At 71.7% G+C, this 19,641-nt stretch carries 14 protein-coding genes; 5 read left to right on the top strand and 9 right to left on the bottom strand.

Features of this window, described 5'->3' with window-relative positions:
• Positions 1 to 5: 5 nt before the first annotated feature.
• A complete protein-coding gene (locus tag GTY67_RS02290; RefSeq protein WP_093693727.1) occupies positions 6 to 605 on the bottom strand; it encodes an NAD(P)H-dependent oxidoreductase in 600 nt (199 codons plus the stop codon).
• Between the two features lie 216 nt (positions 606 to 821).
• On the opposite strand from GTY67_RS02290, the gene GTY67_RS02285 reads away from it, so the two are divergent.
• Positions 822 to 2,138 carry an ATP-grasp domain-containing protein gene (locus GTY67_RS02285; protein WP_161277594.1) on the top strand — a complete coding sequence of 439 codons (1,317 nt, stop codon included), beginning with the start codon at positions 822 to 824 and terminating at the stop codon, positions 2,136 to 2,138.
• A 56-nt stretch (positions 2,139 to 2,194) separates the two neighbouring features.
• Entirely contained in the window at positions 2,195 to 4,228 is a 2,034-nt protein-coding gene (locus GTY67_RS02280; protein WP_161277593.1) for a CocE/NonD family hydrolase, read from the top strand.
• Positions 4,229 to 4,255: 27 nt separating this feature from the next.
• Here GTY67_RS02280 and GTY67_RS02275 read toward each other — a convergent pair whose 3' ends face one another.
• Complete coding sequence (locus tag GTY67_RS02275; protein ID WP_161277592.1) at positions 4,256 to 5,083, bottom strand: pentapeptide repeat-containing protein; 828 nt, start codon at positions 5,081 to 5,083, stop codon at positions 4,256 to 4,258.
• 164 nt (positions 5,084 to 5,247) lie between these two features.
• Between GTY67_RS02275 and GTY67_RS02270 the strand changes: the two genes are divergently transcribed.
• Both GTY67_RS02270 and GTY67_RS02265 read left to right on the top strand, forming a co-directional pair.
• The gene (locus GTY67_RS02270; protein ID WP_093693723.1) at positions 5,248 to 5,820 is read left to right on the top strand and encodes a PadR family transcriptional regulator; all 573 of its coding nucleotides are present in this window, start codon (positions 5,248 to 5,250) and stop codon (positions 5,818 to 5,820) included.
• A 78-nt stretch (positions 5,821 to 5,898) separates the two neighbouring features.
• A complete protein-coding gene (locus tag GTY67_RS02265; protein ID WP_161277591.1) occupies positions 5,899 to 7,620 on the top strand; it encodes an acyl-CoA dehydrogenase family protein in 1,722 nt (573 codons plus the stop codon).
• A 9-nt stretch (positions 7,621 to 7,629) separates the two neighbouring features.
• On the opposite strand, the gene GTY67_RS02260 is transcribed toward GTY67_RS02265, so the two are convergent.
• From GTY67_RS02260 to GTY67_RS02250, 3 genes are all read right to left on the bottom strand, one after another.
• Positions 7,630 to 8,388, bottom strand: coding sequence for an IclR family transcriptional regulator C-terminal domain-containing protein (locus GTY67_RS02260; protein ID WP_093693721.1), 759 nt, complete (start codon positions 8,386 to 8,388; stop codon positions 7,630 to 7,632).
• A 145-nt stretch (positions 8,389 to 8,533) separates the two neighbouring features.
• Positions 8,534 to 10,594, bottom strand: coding sequence for a neutral/alkaline ceramidase (locus tag GTY67_RS02255; protein ID WP_093693720.1), 2,061 nt, complete (start codon positions 10,592 to 10,594; stop codon positions 8,534 to 8,536).
• A 202-nt stretch (positions 10,595 to 10,796) separates the two neighbouring features.
• The gene (locus tag GTY67_RS02250; RefSeq protein WP_161277590.1) at positions 10,797 to 13,136 is read right to left on the bottom strand and encodes an FdhF/YdeP family oxidoreductase; all 2,340 of its coding nucleotides are present in this window, start codon (positions 13,134 to 13,136) and stop codon (positions 10,797 to 10,799) included.
• 278 nt (positions 13,137 to 13,414) lie between these two features.
• Between GTY67_RS02250 and GTY67_RS02245 the strand changes: the two genes are divergently transcribed.
• A complete protein-coding gene (locus GTY67_RS02245; protein ID WP_093693719.1) occupies positions 13,415 to 14,059 on the top strand; it encodes a DUF1345 domain-containing protein in 645 nt (214 codons plus the stop codon).
• Here GTY67_RS02245 and GTY67_RS02240 read toward each other — a convergent pair.
• From GTY67_RS02240 to GTY67_RS02225, 4 genes are read right to left on the bottom strand one after another with little or no spacing between them, the layout of a single operon-like run.
• Positions 14,049 to 15,836, bottom strand: coding sequence for an ABC transporter ATP-binding protein (locus GTY67_RS02240; RefSeq protein WP_161277589.1), 1,788 nt, complete (start codon positions 15,834 to 15,836; stop codon positions 14,049 to 14,051). The genes GTY67_RS02245 and GTY67_RS02240 overlap by 11 nt on opposite strands.
• Positions 15,833 to 17,482 (bottom strand): ABC transporter ATP-binding protein, encoded by a 1,650-nt coding sequence (locus GTY67_RS02235; protein WP_161277588.1) that lies wholly within the window; start codon positions 17,480 to 17,482, stop codon positions 15,833 to 15,835. Before GTY67_RS02235 ends, GTY67_RS02240 begins: the two co-directional genes overlap by 4 nt.
• A complete protein-coding gene (locus GTY67_RS02230; RefSeq protein ID WP_161277587.1) occupies positions 17,479 to 18,546 on the bottom strand; it encodes an iron chelate uptake ABC transporter family permease subunit in 1,068 nt (355 codons plus the stop codon). The genes GTY67_RS02235 and GTY67_RS02230 overlap by 4 nt, the downstream gene beginning before the upstream one ends.
• Positions 18,543 to 19,619, bottom strand: coding sequence for an iron chelate uptake ABC transporter family permease subunit (locus GTY67_RS02225; RefSeq protein WP_161277586.1), 1,077 nt, complete (start codon positions 19,617 to 19,619; stop codon positions 18,543 to 18,545). The genes GTY67_RS02230 and GTY67_RS02225 overlap by 4 nt, the downstream gene beginning before the upstream one ends.
• Between the last annotated feature and the right edge of the window lie 22 nt (positions 19,620 to 19,641).

The raw sequence follows: 19,641 nt of genomic DNA, 5'->3' as shown, positions 1-19,641 counted from the left end.
TCGGATCAGGACGCCGGATAGGGGGCGTCGGCGAGCAGCCGGGCCAGGTGTACGGCGTTGGCGGCGAGCGCCTTCGTCGTCGAGGCGACGGCATCGGGCGTCCCGTCCAGGTCCTGGTAGTCGGTGCCCTGCATGGCCTCGCCGACCCAGTACGTGACCGCCTGGCCCGCCAGCGAGAAGCCCACGTCGTTCAGCCCCTGGAAGACGTCGGCGCTCACCTTGTGCGCGCCGTCCTCGTTGCCCACGACGGCCACGGCGCCGACCTTGCCGTAGACGAGCGGGCGTCCCTCGTCGTCGGTCTCGGACGACTCGGCGTTGAGCCGTTCCAGGACGCGCTGGCAGACGCTGGAGGGGTGGCCGAGCCAGATGGGTGTGGCGATCAGGAGGATGTCGGCGGCCAGCACCTTCTCCCGGATCGCCGGCCAGGCGTCGCCGTCGCCCAGGTCCACGCCGATCCCGGGCCGGACGTCGTGGTCGGCGACCCGGACGATCTCGCCGCGCACACCATGGCCCTCGAACTCGGCCATGACCTGTTCGGCCAGGTGCTGGCTGCTGGAGCGGGCGGGCGAGGCGTTCAACGTACAGACCAGGGCGAGTGCGCGCATGACGGGGTGTCTCCTTCGGGCTGACGGGCGGGGGAGGGGCGCCGCGCGGTGGGCACGGCGACACTGGTGCCCCGTCGAGCGGTCCGGTACGCACGGGCGTCGCGGAATGCCCCGAACGGAAGTGGCCCGGAATTCCCTGCCGTCCGCCGCCCCCGTTTGAACCCCCGCACAGGGGTAGACGGCGCAGAACCCCGCCGCCCTACGAGAGGAATCCCTGTGTCCCGGGATCAGCGCAAGAACGTTTTCATCATCGGAATGGACGAGGCCAATCTGCGCACCCTCGAAGCCGTTCCGGACGCCGACGGACTACGCCTCCACCCGCTCCTCAGCGTCAAGGAGTTGCAGGAGGACGCCACCACCGTCGACGAACTGCTGACCAGCGCGCGCGCCGTGCTGGACGCGCACGAAGGAAGTATCGACGCGATCGTCGGCTACTGGGACTTTCCGGTGAGCACCCTCGTACCCCTCCTGAGCAAGGAATACGGGACGACCAGCACCAGCCTCGAATCCGTCGTCAAGTGCGAGCACAAATACTGGAGCCGGCTGGAACAGCAGAAGGTCATCGACGAACATCCCCGCTTCGGCATCGTGGACCTGGAGAGCGACGATCCGCGGCCGCCGGAGGGGATGAGCTTCCCCATGTGGCTGAAGCCCGCCCTGGCCTACTCCTCCGAGCTGGCCTTCGGCGTCTCGGACATGGACGAATTCCGGACGGCGGTCGCCGAGATACGCGGGGGCATAGCCCGGGTCGGAAAGCCCTTCGAGGCGATACTCGACCGTCTGGAACTCCCGCCGGAGATGGCGGGCGTGGGAGGACAGGTCTGTCTCGCCGAGGAGACGATGACCGGCATCCAGGTCGCCGTCGAGGGATACGCGCACAAGGGCGAGGTCACCGTCTACGGCGTCCTCGACTCGATCAACTACCCCGACTCCTCCTCCTTCCTGCGCCACCAGTACCCGAGCACCCTCCCGGCCCCGGTCATCCAGCAGCTGCACGAGGTCAGCGAACGCACCATGCGCCAGATCGGCATGGACAATGCCACGTTCAGCATCGAATACTTCTACGACCCGAAGACCGGCGACATCAGCCTGCTGGAGATCAACCCCCGGCACTCCCAGTCGCACGCGGAGATGTTCCACTTCGTCGACGGTGTGCCCAACCACCACCGCATGTTCCGCCTCGCCCTCGGCGGCGACCCGGCCCTCCCGGCGGGCGGCGGCCGCTACAAGGTGGCCGCCAAGTGGTACTACCGCTGGTTCGGTGAGGGGCGCGTCCACCAGGTGCCGACCGCCGAGGAGATCGCCGCCATCGAGCGGGACATCCCGGGCGTATACATCGACATGGTCCCCGACGAGGGCCAGAAGCTCTCCACCGTCCGGGGCCAGGACAGCTACAGCTACGAACTCGCCCACATCTTCACCGGCGGGGACGACGAGGACGACCTGCGCCGCAAGTTCGACGCCTGTGTCGCCGCCCTCGGCCTGAGCTTCGACGAGACCGAACCGGGCGGGCGCGGCCGGAATTCTTCGTGACGTCCCGGGTACCCGCCCCCACCGGACCCGACGTCAGGAAGGACCCTGCCACCCGTATGCGATTCGTCGAACACCTCCCGTACGAGACCGAGGCCGAGGACCACGTCACCATCACCATGACCGACGGGGTACGGCTGTCGGCCAGGATCTGGCGGCCCGTCTCCTCGGACGCGGAACCCGTCCCGGCGGTCGTCGAGACCATCCCGTACCGCAAGAACGACCTCACCTCCACCCGCGACGCCATCCACCACCCGTACATCGCGGGCCACGGCTACGCCTGTGTCCGGGTGGACCTGCGCGGGACCGGGGAGTCGGAGGGCGTCCTGCTGGACGAGTACCTGGAGCAGGAGCAGCGGGACGCCGAAGAGGTGCTGGCCTGGGTCGCCGCCCAGCCCTGGTGCGACGGGAACACCGGCATGATGGGCATCTCCTGGGGCGCCTTCGCCGCGCTCCAGACGGCGGCGCGCCGCCCGCCGAGCCTGAAGGCCATCGTCATCGCCTCGTTCACCGACAACCGGTACGCGGACGACATGCACTACCTCGGCGGCGCCATGCTCTCCGACAACCTCGCCGAGGCCGGCACGATGTTCGCGTACGCCACCTGCCCGCCCGACCCCGAGGTGGTGGGGGAGCGGTGGCGCGGCATGTGGCAGGAGCGGCTGGAGGCCGCCCGGCCCTGGGTCCTGGAGTGGCTCCGCCACCCGCACCGCGACGCCTACTGGCAGCACGCCTCGCTCAGCGAGGACTACGCGCAGTTGCAGTGCCCCGTCCTGGCCTCCAGCGGCTGGGCGGACGGCTACTCCAACGCCGTCACGCGCCTCCTGGCAGGCGTCGACGTCCCCCGCAAGGGCCTCATCGGACCCTGGTCGCACAAGCTGCCCCACCTCGGTGAGCCCGGCCCTGCCATCGGCTACCTCCAGGAGGTCGTCAAGTGGTGGGACCACTGGCTCAAGGGCATCGACAACGGGGTCATGGACGGGCCGATGCTCCGCACCTGGATGCAGGAGAGCGTCCCGCCCTCCACGTCGTACGAGGAGCGCCCCGGCCGCTGGGTCGCCGAACCCTCCTGGCCCTCCCCGCAGATCAAGGAGGTGGTGCACCCGCTGCGGGGCGCCACCATCGTCACGGCGGACGAGGAGGAACCGCTGCCGCGCGGCCGTACGCGTACGGTGCAGTCACCGCTCTCCGTCGGCCAGTTCGCGGGCAAGTGGGCCTCCTACAACGCCCCGCCCGACCTGCCCTACGACCAGCGCGAGGAGGACGGCGGCTCCCTGGTCTTCGAGACCGAACCGCTCACCGAGCGCGTGGAGATCCTCGGCTCGCCCTCCGTCGACCTGGAGGTCTCCGCCTCCGCCCCGGTCGCCCAGATCACCGCCAGGATCTCCGACGTGGCCCCCGACGGCCGCGCCACCCGGGTCACCTACGGCGTCCTCAACCTGACCCACCGGGAGAGCGACGAGCACCCCGAGCCGCTGGAGCCCGGCCGCCGCTGCCACGCCCGCATCCCGCTGAACGGCGTCGCGCAGGCGTTCCCGCCCGGCCACCGCATCCGGCTCTCCCTCTCCACCTCGTACTGGCCCCTGGTCTGGCCGGCCCCGGAACCGGCCCTGCTCACCGTCCACGAGGACGGCGCCGCCCTGACCCTGCCGGTACGCCCCACCGAGGAGCCGGACGGCATGCCCCAGGTGTCCTTCGGCGAACCGGAGGGCTGCCGCCCGCCCCCCGTCACCCGGCTCACCGAGCCCGAGCAGGCCTGGAACGTCTCCAGGAGCCTGGTGGACTACCACTCCGCCCTCGACATCGTGAAGGACCGGGGACTCCAGCGGTACGAGGAGAACGGCATCGAGGTCGGGCTGCGGGCCTGCGAGCGGTACACCTCCGTGGCCGACGACTTCTCCTCCCTGAGCGGCCGTTCGGCATGGACGATGACCTTCTCCCGGCCCGGCTGGGACGTACGGGTCGAGACGAACACCGTCCTCACCTCCAATGCCGACGAGTTCACCGTCGACGCGACCCTGGACGGTTACGAGGGCGGCCGCCGGGTCTTCTCCCGCACCTGGAACGAGACGGTGCCGCGGAACCTGGCCTGACAGGGAAGCCGCAGCGGGCCCCGCCGCTCAGGAGCCCCAGTGTCCCGGCCGCCGCAGAGCGGCCGGGATCCTGGTCGCCGCGTCGCCCCGGGCCGCGTTGAGCTGCGGCTGGGTGAGGAAGAGGGCGCCGGTCAGATCGGCGCCGGACAGGTTCGCGTCACGCAGGTCCGCGCCGATCATGTCGGCGTCGCGGAGGTCGGCGCCGGAGAGGTCGGCGGCGATCAGGCAGGCGCCGCGCAGGGTGGCCCCGCGCAGCTTCGCGCCCCGCAGCCGGGCGCCGAAGAGGTCGGCGCCCCGGTGGTTCTTCTTCCTGCCCGGGACGGCGGCGCGGGCCAGCTCGCCGGCGCGCTGGAGATGGGTGTTCACCTCGGCGCGGAGGGCCGGTACGTCGACGGCGAGGAGGGCTTCGGCGGTGTCCCGGGTCAGTGCGTCGACCCTGTCGTAGGCGCGGCGCAGCTCACCGTGGGCCGCCTCGGCCGCCGGCAGGCCCAGGGCCTCGGCGGTGTACCGCAGCAGCTCGTGCAGCTGCCGCACCACGGGGAAGATCTCGTACATCGTGCGGGCCGAGTCCGGCTCGTCGCGCCAGCTGCGGCCCCCGAAGGTGACCTGGGAGACCTTCTGGCCCGCCCCGAAGCAGTCGAAGACCGTGCAGCCCTGGTAGCCGCTGTCGCGCAGCCGCTCGTGGATCCCGCAGCCGAAGTCCTCCTGGAGGTTGGAGCACGGGGTCCCGGCGGCCTTGTCCGCGGCGAAGTCCGCCGAGCGGGCGAAGGGCAGCGCCACGCAGCACAGGCCGAAGCAGTTCCCGCAGTCGGCCCGCAGGTCGGGGTGGCCGGCGTGCGGAGTGGGGTGGGACAAGGCGGTGGTTCTCCTGACGGGGCGAGGGGGCCGCTGGGCGAAGTTGTCCATTGTCCCTCCGGGGGGCGGGAGGCTCGGCGCGGGGGCGGGAGACCCGGGTGAGCCGTGTCTCACCACCGCTCCGCGACTTGTCTATGCAACGAGTTGCATAGAAGGATCGCGGTATGGCGCTCGAACACGCGATTCTCGTCTCCCTGCTGGAGAAGCCCGGCTCCGGCTATGAGCTGGCCCGGCGGTTCGAGCGGTCCATCGGCTACTTCTGGACCGCCAGCCACCAGCAGATCTACCGCGTCCTGGCCCGGATGGAGGCCGACGGCAGGCTCACCGTCCACGAGGTCGAACAGCAGGGCCGGCCGGACCGGAAGGACTACTCCGTCGCCGCCCCCGGCCGCGCCGCGCTCGCCGAGTGGCTGCACAAGCCGATCGAACCCGAGAGCCTGCGCCACGACCTCGCCGTCAAGATCCGGGGCGCCGCCTTCGACGACCCGGCCGCCCTGATCCGCGAGGTGGAGCGCCACCGCCAGGTCCACCGGGACCGGCTCGCCCACTACCTCGCCGGAGAGGTGCGCGACTTCACCGGGCCCGAGGCGCCAGCGCCCCCGGACGCGGGCCAGGAGCTCCAGCACGTCGTGCTGCGGGGCGGCATCGCGTACGAGCGCATGACGGTCGCCTGGCTGGACGACGTACTCGACACCCTCCACCGGCTCGCCGGGCGGACGCCTGGCCCCGGCGCCTGACGGCACCGGCCACCACCCCCGTAACCACCGCCTGAGTACCACCGAACACACCCTCGACCCTCCCGGAAGGCAACCTCCATGGCTGAGTCCGCGTCCCTGCTCTTCAACCCGCGCACCTACGACCCCCAGCACTTCGACCCGGAGACCCGCAGGCTGCTGCGCGCCACCGTCGACTGGTTCGAGGAGCGGGGCAAGCGCCGGCTGATCGAGGACTACCGCTCCCGCGCCTGGCTGGGCGACTTCCTCGCCTTCTCCGCCAAGGAGGGCCTCTTCGCCACCTTCCTCACCCCGGCCGCCGCCGCGGGCAACGGGGACCAGCGCTGGGACACCGCCCGGATCGCCGCGCTCAACGAGATCTTCGGGTTCTACGGCCTCGACTACTGGTACGCCTGGCAGGTGACCATCCTCGGCCTCGGCCCGGTCTGGCAGAGCGAGAACGCCGACGCCCGCGCGCGGGCCGCCGAACTCCTCGCCCAGGGCGAGGTGTTCGCCTTCGGCCTCTCGGAGAAGACCCACGGCGCCGACATCTACTCCACCGACATGCTGCTGGAGCCGGACGGCGGCGGCTTCCTGGCCTCCGGCTCCAAGTACTACATCGGCAACGGCAACGCCGCCGGTCTCGTCTCCGTCTTCGGCCGCCGCACCGACATCGAGGGCCCCGACGGCTACGTCTTCTTCGCGGCCGACAGCCGCCACCCGGCGTACCGCCTGGTGAAGAACGTCGTCGACTCCTCCAAGTTCGTCAGCGAGTTCCGCCTGGAGGACTACCCGGTCGCGCCCGCCGACATCCTGCACACGGGCCGCGCCGCCTTCGACGCCGCGCTCAACACCGTCAACGTCGGCAAGTTCAACCTCTGCACCGCCTCGATCGGCATCTGCGAGCACGCGATGTACGAGGCCGTCACCCACGCGAGCAACCGCATCCTCTACGGCCGCCCCGTCACCGCCTTCCCGCACGTGCGCCGCGAGCTGACCGACGCGTACGTCCGGCTCGTCGGGATGAAGCTGTTCAGCGACCGTGCCGTCGACTACTTCCGCTCGGCCGGACCCGACGACCGCCGCTACCTCCTCTTCAACCCGATGACGAAGATGAAGGTGACCACGGAGGGCGAGAAGGTCATCGACCTGATGTGGGACGTCATCGCCGCCAAGGGGTTCGAGAAGGACAACTACTTCGCCCAGGCCGCCATCGAGATCCGGGGCCTGCCGAAGCTGGAGGGCACGGTCCACGTCAACCTCGCCCTGATCCTCAAGTTCATGCGGAACCACCTGCTGAACCCGGCGGAGTACCCGGCCGTCCCCTCCCGCCTGGACGCGGCCGACGACGACTTCCTGTTCCGGCAGGGCCCGGCCCGCGGCCTCGGCGCCGTACGGTTCCACGACTGGCGCCCCGCGTTCGACGCGTACGCCGAGGTGGCGAACGTCGCCCGCTTCCGCGAGCAGACCGACGCCCTGTGCACCTTCGTCGAGACCGCCGCCCCCGACGAGGAGCAGAGCCGCGACCTGGACCTCCTCCTCGCCGTCGGCCAGCTCTTCGCCCTCGTCGTCCACGGCCAGCTGATCCTGGAGCAGGCCCGGCTGACCGGCCTGGACGAGGAGCTGCTGGACGAGCTGTTCGCCGTCCTCGTACGCGACTTCTCGGCCCACGCCGTCGAACTCCACGGCAAGGACTCCGCCACCGGGGCCCAGCAGGAGTGGGCGCTCGGCGCGGTCCGGCGTCCGGTCGTCGACACGGCGCGTTCGGCGCGGATCTGGGAGCGCGTGGAGGAGCTGTCGGGGGCGTACGAGATGGCCGAGTAGCCGGCCGGGTCACTCCGGGATCGTCAGCCTGCGGGTGACACGCCGGGCCGAGGACAGCAGCTCGGCCCTGACCTCGCTGGTCCGGTACATCCGGTCCGAGCGGAAGGAGATGCCGAGCGAGCCGACCTGGTCGCCGCAGTACACCCGTACGGCGATGCAGGTCGTGCCCCGCCGGTACTCCTCCCGGTCCATGGAGAGCGGTGCCATCGGCGACGCGTCCAGCTCCCGGAGCAACTCCTCGCGGTGCGTGATGGTGTGGGACGTGAGGTCGGCCAGGGGGTGGCGGGAGAGGTAGTTGGCGCGGGCCTCCTCGTCCAGCCCGCCCAGCACGCTCTTGCCCAGCGCCGTGGCGTGCCCGGCGTCCTCGAAGCCCACCCAGAGGTCGACCCGGGGCGCCTGCGGGCTGTCGACGATCTGGAGGACCCGGATCTCCCCCTCGTCGTACAGCGTCAGATAGGCGGCGGCGGAGAGGCCGTCGCGCAGGGAGGTCAGGAGCGGGCGCAGGCGCTGTGTCCAGGTCCCCTCGCCCTCGACGGCGTCCGGGGACGGGCCCCGGTCGGGCAGGGCGAACGCTCCGTCGTCCAGTTCCCGGAGATAGCCGTCCTGCACCAGCGCCCGCAGGTGCTCCTCGGCCAGGGGCGGCGCCAGCTCGGCCTCCCGGGCCAGCCGCTCCGCGGGCGCGCCCGCCGGATGTGCCCCAGCGGCCTCCAGCAACCGGAGGTCCCGCTGGACGGACACGGTGGGCTCGGGGCCGGCCTGGTCACCCATGCCACCAGCATGGACCCGGCGCCGGGGCGCGGCATCTCGGGTACGGAAACCCATGGCGGGCCCGGGTTCCGGCCGGTCGGAGCCGTGGTGCGGGCGGCGCTTCCGTGCCGCCCGCACCACGGTCCGTGACCTCAGGTGGACCCGCTCACCCCGTCACGGAGAACGTCGGGGACGTGCCCGTGAACGGTGTGATCTTCCCCAGCAGGTTCTTCGCGTCCCCGTGGTGCACGATCCGGTACGTGCCAGGAGCGGTGTCGGGCCCGATGTCCCAGGTGACCGTGGCCTTCGACGTACCGGTCAGACCGTTGAGCCGGGTCCAGCGGTACGTGGTGCGCCAGTCGCCGTCGTCCAGCACCCGCACCCACTTACCTGCCTCCAGCCGCTGGACCTCCAGGAAGGTCCCGCCCCGGCGCACGTTGTTCTTCGGGTGTCCGGTGGCGAACTCGACGGTCGCCGTGGAGCCGCGTGCGTACGAGGAGGCCGGAGCGGTCAGGACCGAGCCGAAGGACTTGCCGAGCGGCGGGTTGTCGTACACCACGCCCGTCTGGAACGTGAACTGCCGGGCCGACTCGTCCGGCGGTGCCGTGCCCCGGCCGATCGCGGTGCCCTGGCGCAGCGAGGCCGCGACCCGTGCGTACTCCTGCTGGTAGGCGGGGAGCGTGTTGCGGCCGTAGAGCGTGGAGCCGCCCTCGTAGTTCTGCGTGTCGTACTCCTCCGGCGTCGTCACGTACTGGCTGTAGGCGTTGGCGTACCCCTGGAGCAGCACCCGCTCCAGCGGCACCCCCAGCTCCTGCGCCACGGTCCGGCGGACCCGGAGCCCGGCCGTGATCGTGAACTCACCCGGGCCCGCCACCAGGTACAGCTCCCCGAGCTTCATGATCTGGAGCGGGAGGATCTTCGGGGTCACCGGGTGGACGTTGCTCAGCAGCCCCGTCGGGATCAGGCTCGCCTTGGGGTACTGGCAGGTCGCCAGCCAGGACGGGGTGTCGATCCGCAGCGCGTCGATGATGGACGCGACCGGGGTGCGCGTCCCCTCCTCGAAGCCGGGGATCGCCGGGCCGTCCTCCACACTGCCCGCGAGCGTCGAGGCGCCCACGACGGCGGGACAGGTGCGCTGCTCCTTGCCGTCGGTCGTGTACTCGCCGCGTACGGTGACGTTCTCCATGTCCACGTAGGTGAGGCGGGAGTCGACGCCGCCGGTCACCGGCCGCGCACCGGCGTAGACCTCGCGGGCCTTGTCCAGCTGGCGTTCACCGATGATGCGGGCGTTCTCGAACTCGTCCTCCGTGGGCCCCGATCCGGGCTTCAGATTGAGGTTCGGGGACATGTCCCCCGCGTTGGTGTTGGGGAACGCGGCGACGAAACCAGGGGTGTTGTCGAGATAGCGCACACCCTCGTGGTCGTGCTCCCACGCGTAGGCGGCATAGCCCTTGTTGTCGGGGCTGATGAGCGTGTTCGTGTTGGTGATCGAGGTGTTGTGGGTGGCGAACCAGCTGATCGCGCCCGCGTCCTTGTCGCCCTGCCGGAACCGCAGCACGGTCATCGCCGGGTCGATCCCACCGGGGAAGGCCGCCCGGTCGGCCGCCGGATTGCGGTCGAAGGCCTCGCGGGAGCGGTTGACGCTGGCATTGGTGAGGGTGCCGGTGCCCAGGCTGATGGTGCCGGGCTTCAGGTCGTCGTGGGCCTTGGCGACGGACTCGGCGATGCCGTCGACGATCGCCCGGTAGGTGCCGTTCTGGAAGCCGAGCACGGAGAGGTTGTACGCCACGTGGTGCGAGTAGCCGCCGGGGCCCGAGTGGGTGTGGGTGGCGGAGAGCAGCACGTTCTCGTCGCCGTACAGGCTGCCGTACCGCTCCTTGAGCCGGGCGATCACGCCCTGCTGCACCGACTGGAAGATCATCGCGAGGTCGGCGTTGACGTAGACCACGCGCTTCCCGGTCGCCCGGTCGACCACGACGTACGCGCGCGACCGCTGGCGCTGGTGGATGCCGGACGTCTTCTGGTCGAAGCTGGAGTAGCCCATCATCCCGGTCTCGGCGGCCTCGCCCGTGACATCGGCGATGCCGCGCCCGACGAGGTACTCCCCGTCGTCGGCGGCCGGTGCAGCCGACGCGGGGGAGGGGGCGCCGAGAGCCGCGGCTCCCAGAGCGGCGGCGAGTACGAGGGCGGAGAGCTTGCGGGGGGAGCGGCTGGGGGATGGGGGCATCGGACCTCCTGGGGCGGGAGACGTGCGGGACCCCGGAGCCCGGTCGGCGGCTCACCGACATCGGCGGGACCCGGAGCGCTGCCCCGACCGTAGAGGTGTGTGACCTGCATCGCATAGATCTCTACCGGCCAGTAAATGAGGATTCCTCAGAAACCCTGCCCGGCCTGGTGTGTTGTGCCCCTGATGGCCGCGAATGTACCGCTCAGGCGGCGGGCGCGATCGTCACCTTGACGTGCTTCATGATCGGCTGGTCGCTCTGGGTGCTGTAGTCGCCGAGCGCGCACAGCACGTTCATCTCCGGCATGTACCCGGCCGCGCAGCCGCGCGGGATGTCGTACGGGATCGCCAGATAGCCGTTGAGGTGGCGTCGGCTGCCGTCCTTCGCCGTGCTCGTGATGTCGACCGGGCCGAGGTCGGTGATCCCGCGTTCACGCATGTCGGCCCGGTTCATGAAGACGAGCGTGCGCAGGTTCTTGATGCCCCGGTAACGGTCGTTGTCCGAGTAGATCGTGGTGTTCCACTGGTCGTGCGAGCGCATGGTGCCCAGCGCCAGCGTTCCGGCGGCGGGCACGACATCGGGCAGCGCGGCGGTGGAGAACTCGGCGCGCCCGGACGGGGTCAGGAAGACCAGCTCACGGGCGGGCTGCCGGATGCGGAAGCCCAGCGGCAGGCGCACCCGCCGGTTGAAGTCCTCGAAACCGTCCAGGGCCTTGGCCATGGTGTCGCGGATGCGGTCGTAGTCCTCGATGTACCAGTGCCAGGGCGTCGCGCTGCCGGGCAGGGCGGCGCGGGCCATCCCGGCGACGATGGCCGGCTCCGAGAGCAGGCGCGGCGACGCCGGGCGCTTCATGCCGATCGAGAGGTGGACCATGCTCATCGAGTCCTCGACCGAGGTGGACTGCACGCCCTTGCGCTGGTGGTCCTTCTCGGTCCGGCCGAGACACGGCAGGATCAGGGCCCCGGCGCCGTGGACGAGGTGGCTCCGGTTGAGTTTCGTACTCACCTGGACGGTGAGGTCGCAGGAGCGCAGCGCCTCGAAGGTGGCCGGGGTGTCGGGCGCCGCCATGGCGAAGTTGCCGCCCATCGCCACGAACACCTTGACCTCGCCGCGCCGCATCGCCTCGATCGTGCCCACGGTGTCCAGGCCGTGTGCGCGGGGCGGGTCGATTCCGCAGGCGTCGGCGAGGCGGTCCAGGAAGGCGTCGGTGGGGCGGTGGTCGATCCCGCAGGTCCTGTTTCCCTGGACGTTGCTGTGTCCGCGTACGGGGGAGGGGCCCGCGCCCTCCCGGCCGAGGTTGCCGCGGAGCAGCAGCAGGTTGACGATCTCCCGTACGGTGTCGACGCCGTGCTCGTGCTGGGTGAGGCCCAGGCACCAGCTGACGATGGAGCGGTCCGCCTCGCCGTACACCCGGGCCGCCTGGAGGATGTCGGCGCGGCTCAGCCCCGACTGGGTCTCGATCTCCTCCCACGGCGTGGCCTCGCACAGCGCCCGGTACTCCGCGAACCCCGTCGTGTACCGGTCGATGAACTCCTGGTCCAGCGCCTTCGGATCGGACGCCGACTGCTCCAGGACCGCCTTCGCCATGCCCCGCAGCAGTGCCATGTCCCCGCCGATGCGCGGCTGGAGGTTGAGCGTGCTGGTCGGCGTCGGCTTGAAGAGCGCCATGTCCTTGAAGTCGTGCGGGACGATGGTGCGGGTGGCGGCCGCTTCGACGAGCGGGTTGATGTGCACGATCTGGGCGCCCCGCCGGTGGGCCTCGGAGAGGGCCGTGAGCATCCGGGGCGCGTTGGAGGCCGCGTTGACCCCCAGGATGAACAGCGCGTCGGCGCTCTCCCAGTCCTTGAGGTCGACCGTCCCCTTTCCCGTACCGAGGGACGCCGTCAGCGCCCGGCCGCTGGCCTCGTGGCACATATTGGAGCAGTCCGGCAGGTTGTTCGTGCCCAGTTCGCGGGCCATCAGCTGGTAGAGGAACGTGGCCTCGTTGCCGAGCCGGCCGGAGGTGTAGAAGGCCGCCTGGTTCGGATCGTCCAGGCCCCGCAGCGCGGCACCGACGACCTCGAAGGCGTCCTTCCAGCTGATCGGTACGTAGTGGTCCGAGGCGGGGTCGTAGACCATCGGCTCGGTGAGCCGGCCCTGGTTCTCCAGGTCGTAGTCGCTCCACCCGGACAGCTCGGTCACCGAGTGCGCGGCGAAGAACTCCCGCCCGACCCGCTTGCGGGTCATCTCCCAGGTGACGTGCTTGATCCCGTTCTCGCAGATGTCCAGGTGCAGGCCCTTGAGGTCGTCCGGCCAGGCGCACCCGGGGCAGTCGAAGCCGCCGTCCTCGTGGTTCATCTTCAGAATGGCCCTCGGGCCGTCCACCGGGGAGCGCTCGCGCGCCAGGAACCGGGTCACGCTCTCCGCCGCGCCCCAGCCGGCCGCCGGGTGGTGGTAGGGGCGGAACCGCGGATCGCCCTCGGGGACGGGGCCGACGCCGTGCTCCGGCGGGTCCTGCTCGGCGTGGTGCTCCGGGCGGTCCTGCTCGTGGTGGTTGGTGCTCACGGCTCTCGACCTTCCGACCCGGCCACATACGGTCTGCGACCTCTTTTTCGGGCATAAAGGGACGAAACAGGGCTCTTTGGCAGGCTATGCAGGGCCCTTCCCGTACGCCACTCGGCCTGCGGCGGGGTGCGGAGGATGGGCCGGGGGAGTGGGATGGCGGTCGTAAGCCGTACGGGAGCCGAACCGCCCGATACCCCGATCACCGATACCCCGATCACCGATTCACCGATCCCCGATCCCGGAACCGCCGATTCACCGAGCCGCCGAGGTGATCCCGCTTGAGCCCCCTGCACCACCGCACCGCGCTCTCCGCCGTCCCCCGGCTCCTCGTCGCCGGGGTGCTCGGGGTCGTCGCCGGGGTGGTCACCGGTCTGCTGACCCACGCTCCGCTGGGCATCCTCGCCGGGATCGCCGCCGCCGAGACCATCTTCGTCGTGGCCGGGTGGATCGCGCTCTGGCCCATGGACGCGGCCACCACCCACCACAACGTGCGCCGTGAGGAGTTCCGGCCCGTCCTCGAAGAGCTGGTCGTCGTCGCGGCCGCCCTCTGCGGGCTCGTCGGCATCGTGGTGCTGCTCCTGACCAGCGACTCCGACCTCAGCCACGCCGCCGCGGCCATCGCCCTGGGCGGCGTCTTCACCGCCTGGGCCTCGCTCCACCTGATGTACGCCACCCGGTACGCGTACCTCTACTACCTGCCCACCGAGGGCGGCATCGACTTCAACTCCCGGGACAGCCCGAAGTACGTCGACTTCCTCTACTTCAGCTACAACCTCGGCATGACCTACCAGGTTTCCGACACCAACGTCTCGACCACCGAGATCCGCGCGGTCACCCTCCGGCACTGCCTGCTGTCGTACGTCTTCGGCGCCAGCATCCTCGCCACCACCATCAACCTCGTCACCGGGATCGTCACGGGCTGACCGGTCCGCCGCCGCTGCCCCTCCCGGCGCGCTGGTAGGCCGCCCAGAGCGCCGCGTACGCGCCCCCGGCCGCCAGCAGCTCACCGTGCGTGCCCTGCTCCGCCACCTCGCCGCCCCGCAGCACCAGGACCCGGTCGGCCAGGCGCGCCTGCTCCAGCCGGTGTGCGACGACCACGGTGGTCCGGCCCGAGGTGACCCGGGCCAGGGCGCCCTGGAGGAGGGCGCGGGTCCGTGGGCCCGATTCGGCGGTGGCCTCGTCCAGGACGACGACGGGCGGGTCGGCCAGCAGGACCCGGGCCAGCGCCAGGTGCTGGACGGACCCGTCGTCGAGGGGGGTGCCGCCCGGGCCGAGGACGGTGCCGAGGCCGTCGTCCAGCTCCAGCGCCCAGTCGGCCCCGGCCTCGCGCAGGGCGTGGCGGAGCTGGTCGTCGGTGGCGTCGGGCCGGGCGAGCCTCAGGTTGTCGGCCAGGGTGCCCCCGAACAGGTGGACCTCCTGGGTGACGAGGTAGCGGGCCGGGGCGTCGGGGCCCTGGGCGCTTCCCACGGTGACGCTGCCCCGGTCCGGGGTGCCGATGCCCGCGACGAGCCGGGCCAGGGTGGACTTGCCCGAGCCGCTGGCACCGACGAGCGCGAGGCTGGTGCCCGCCGGGACGTGCAGCGAGACCTCGCGCAGGGCGGGGCGCGTGCCGTCGTACGCGTACGAGACGCCCTTGACGTCGATGTCCGGGCGCCCGGCCCCCTGCGCCTCGCTTTCCGGGCGTACGGGGTGGTGGTCCCCCAGATCGGTGACCCCGACCAGGCGCGACAGCCCCACCGTGGCCCGCTGGATATCGTCCAGGCTGCCCAGGAGCGCCCCGACCGGGCCGAAGAGCCGGTGGAAGTAGAGGGCGGCGGCGGTGGCGGCGCCGAGGGTGACGGCCCCCGCGCCGAAGAGCCGGAAGCCGGTGACCAGGACGGCGGCGAGACCGAGGAACTCCGCCGCGTTGAGCAGCCCCGTGAACCGGTTGCGCAGCTTCACCCCGTCCCGCTGCCTCTCGATCGCCCGGACGCTGCGCTCGGCCAGGTCGCCGAGGTGCTGGTCCTGGGTGCCGTACGCGACGATGGACCCGGCTCCCCGTACCGCCTCGATCACCGACTGCCCGCGCGCCGACTCCAGCCTCCGGATGTCCCCGTACACGCGGTGCGAGCGGCGGAGGAACTGCCGGGTGGCGTAGACGTGGACGGGCAGGCAGACGAGCCCGGCGAGTGCGAGGCGGACATCCAGGACGGCGAGTCCCACCAGGCTCAGGCCGATGGTGAAGCCCGCGTTCGTCACCTCGGGGAGCACGTCGGACGCCGCTTCCGAGACCGCCTCCACATCGCGGGTGACCCGCGAGACGACATCGGAACTGCCACTGCTCTCCAGGGTGTTGACGGGAAGGTGGACCGCCGTCTTGAAGACGTCCTCGCGCAGCCCCGCCAGCACCTCCTGCACCAGCGCCACCAGCATCCGGCCGCCCGCGTAGGCGAGGACGGCCCCGACGGCGGTCGCGGCCACCAGCGCGAGGCCGAGGGCCAGGACCCGGCCCCGCCCGGCCCCGTCGGCGACGGCGTCCACGATCCCGCCGAGCACCGGCGGAGTGGCGAGCGTGGCCGCCGCACCGCCGAGCAGGGTGAGGAGTGCCGCCCCGAGCCGGCGGCGGTGCGTACGGAGGCGGCGGAGGATCTCCGCGCGGGTCCGGCGGGCGTCGGCGACGGGGAGGGTGGTGCCGGGCGGAGTGGTCTGCTCGGGTGTCACCGGGGGAGTCCGTTCGGGTCGTGGCTGTCGTCGTCCGCCGCCCGGAGTTCGACCACCCGGTCGCAGGCGGAGAGCAGGATCGGGCTGGCGGTGATGAGGAGGACGGTGGAGGGCAGGGAGCGCAGTCCCTCGGCGATGCGCTGTTCCGTCACCGGGTCGACGGCGGTGGCGGGTTCGTCGAGGACGACGAGGTCCGCGTCGGCGTGCAACGCCCGTGCCAGCAGCAGGCGTTGCCGCTGACCGCCGGAGAGCCGGCGGCCGTGCTCGCCGACCTCGGCCAGGTCGCCGCCGACCTGTTCGCGTACGTCGTCGACCATGGCCGCCGCGGTGACGGCCGGGTCCACCGCGCCGCCCCGGGGGACCAGGTTGGCGTGCAGGGTGCCGGAGAAGACGGCGCCGTGGTGGGGCGGGGCGAGGATTCGGGCACGCACCCGGTCCGGTCCCAGGTCGACCGCGTCCACCCCGCCGATCAGGAGTTCGCCGCGGGGCAGGGGGACCCGGTAGCCGAGCCGGTCGCTGAGGTTCCGGGCGTGGGCGGGGTGGTGGGGGACGACGCCGACGAGGGTGCCGGGGTGCAGGTCGAGAGGCTCGCCGTGGCCGGGCGGGTGCCAGCGGAGGAGAGATGACCCGGGCTCGGGAGCGGTGTCGGTGGACAGCGGCTCTATCAGGGGCGGTTCGCCGATCAGTTCGCCGAGGCGGCGGGCGGAGGCCCGCTTGTGGATCCAGTTCGAGGCGAAGGTGCCTACGTGGGCGAGGGCGCCTTGGAGGAACTGGGCGAGCCCCAGCACCGTGACCAGCTGGCCGATGGTGATGTGCCCGTCCAGCGCCAGACAGCCGGACGCCGTCGCCAGCGCCGCGAGGAACACCCCCGACAGCAGCAGACTGAGACCGCTGTACGCCAGCACCGACCGCGCGGCGGCGACGGCACCGCGCCGCGAGGTGTCGCTCGCGGTCCGGTAGCGGCGGGCGGCTTCCGCCCGGGCGTTCATCCCGGCCACCACCCGTATCCCGGTGATCAGATCGGTGGCCACCTCACTGGCCCGCGCCGCCGACCCCTGCTCGGCCAGCCCCCGCGCCTCCAGCGGCATCGAGACCCGCCGCATGACGACCAGCATGAGGACGGTCCCGGCGATGACGCCCACGCCCAGCGGTACGGAGATCAGCAGCAGGGCGACGGACGCCGTGAGGATCGCGGTGAGCGTGGACGCCTGCTGGACGACGCTCCACGAGACCCCCGCCACCCGGTACGTGTCGGAGGAGACCAGTGAGAGCGCCTCGCCGGAACCGGGGCGGCGGCGCAGCGACAGCGGGTCCAGCAGCCGGGTCATCGCGCGCTGGCGCAGCTCGTGCTCCCCGTAGCCGTACACCGTGACCATCGACGACGACGCGCGCTGGTACGACAGCGACAGCACGACGAAGACCCCGCCGAGCGCGGCGAGCCACCAGACCAGGGCCTCCCGGTCCGCCGGGGCCATCGCCCGGTCGATGACGACGCCGATGAGGACGGGCACCAGCGCCTCGCACAGCTGGTGGACCATGAACGCCACGGTGGTGAGGCTGATCCGCAGGCCCCGCCCGTCCCGCAGCAGCGCCACCCGGAAGAGAGCCGCTACGGAGCCTTCTCCTGTCGGTCCGGCGTGGGTCATCGTCGGCCCCCCTTGTACTGGCGCGCCAGCAGCCAGGCCAGATAGGCCCCGCCGACGCACACCGTGACGACACCCACGGGCAGGTCCACCCGCTGGGCGATGAAATCGGCCGCGACCAGGACCGCCGCGCCGGTGAGGGCCGCCGGGGCGATCCGCAGGGTCGTGGAGCTCCGGGTCAGCCGCTGGGCGATCTGCGGTGCGGCGAGGGCGATGAACGCGATCGGCCCGACGGCCGCCGTCACCAGCGCGGTGAGCGCGACCCCGGTGACCGTGGCGGTGAGCCGGGCGCGCTGGGCGTTCACCCCGAGCGCCAGGGCGGTGTCGTCGCCCATCTCCAGGTGGACCAGGGGCCGCACCACCCCGACCGAGCAGATCAGCAGAACGGCGAACACGGCTGTCGTCACCCGAAGTTGTTCGAAGCCGAGCCCGCTGAGGGAGCCGGCGCCCCAGGTGGCGACCAGCATCGCCTTCTCCGGGCTGACGGCGAGCAGCAGCATGGAGCTGATGGAGGAGAGGAACGCGCCGACGGCGATACCGACGATGATCAGCCGGAAGGGGCGCACACCGCCCCGGTAGGCGAGCACGTACACCAGGAGCGCGGTCAGGGCCCCGCCGATCAGCGAACCCGCTGCGACCGCAAGGTAGTTGACGGTGCCGAGCACCAGCATGACCACGCTGGCGCCCGCGTACGAACCGGAGGTGAAGCCGATCACGTCGGGGGAGCCCAGCGGGTTCTTCGTCAGGGACTGGAAGAGCGCCCCGCTGACGGCGAGGGCCGCTCCGCAGACCACCGCGAACAGCAGCCTGGGCAGCCGCCAGGTGACGACGACCAGCCGGGTACGGGGCTCCGCGTCCGGGTCGAGGAGCGCGGAGAGCACCTGGACCGGGGTGAGCTGGATGGAGCCGGTGGCGAGGGTGAGCACGCCGAGGGCGGCCACGACCAGGACCAGGACACCGCAGACGAGGACGGACCGCCGCTCCAGGCGCAGCGACACCCCGCCCCGGCGCAGCGCCCACGTGCCCTGCTTGAAGTCAGTTCTTCCGGCGAGGGGTTGGGCGGTCACAGGGTGCTCACCTTCCGGCGCCGGACCAGCGCGATGAGGACGGGCGCGCCGACGAGCGCGGTGACCAGGCCGACCCGCAGCTCCCCGGAGGGCAGCACGATCCGGCCGACGATGTCGGCGGCGAGCAGGAACGCGGGGGCGGCGACGACCGTGACGGGCAGGATCCACCGCTGGTCGGGCCCCACGAACCAGCGCACGATGTGCGGCACCATCAGCCCCACGAACGAGATCGGCCCGGCGACGGCGACCGCTGTCCCGGCCAGTAGGGTGACGGCGAGGATCAGGACGACCCGGGTGAACGCCAGCCGCGTGCCCAGTGATCGGGCGAGGTCGTCGCCGAGGGCGAGGACGTTGAGGGAGCCCGCGCTGAGCAGCCCCAGCACGAGACCGGAGCCGATGAGCGGCAGCGCGATCGGGAGGATGTCCAGCGAACGGCCGCCGATGGAGCCGACGCCCCAGAACCGCATCACGTCGAAGGTGGCGGTGGACTTCAGCACCATGGCGGAGGTGAAGCCGCCGCAGACGGCGGTGAACGCGACACCGGCCAGGGTGAGTTTCACCGGCGTGCCCCGGTCCGCGCCGATCGACCCCAGGGTGTAGACGAGCACGGTGAGCCCGAAGGCGCCCGCCAGCGCGAACCAGATGAACTGGCTCGCCGCGGTGAACCCGAGCACGGCGACGGCGAACGTCACCGCCAGGCTGGCGCCCGCGTTGACACCGAGGATGCCGGGATCGGCCAGGGGGTTACGGGTGAACGCCTGGATCAGCGCCCCGCTCAGGCCCAGCGCCGTACCGGTGACGAGCCCGATCACCGTGCGCGGCACCCGCAGTTCGCGGACCATCACATGCTCGTCGGAGTTGTCGAAGTGCAGCAGCGCGTCCCAAACGGTCCCCGGTGCGATGGGCCGGGCGCCGACCATCACGCTGAGGACGGCCGTCACGCAGAGCAGGGCGAGCGCCCCGAGCAGGATCAGCGGGCGGTGCCGGTGGCGCCGGCGGACCGGACCCGCGCTGTCACGCGGGTCCGGCACGGCCTGCCCCGGTGCCGGGGGTGATGCGGTGGTGGTGGTCATCGTCTTCCCTGACGGGCGTGGC

This window comes from Streptomyces sp. SID8374, from assembly GCF_009865135.1.
In the GTDB taxonomy this organism is placed as follows: Bacteria; Actinomycetota; Actinomycetes; order Streptomycetales; family Streptomycetaceae; genus Streptomyces.
Note: the sequence above shows the minus strand (reverse complement) of the source record. Positions and strands in the feature narration are given on the sequence as shown.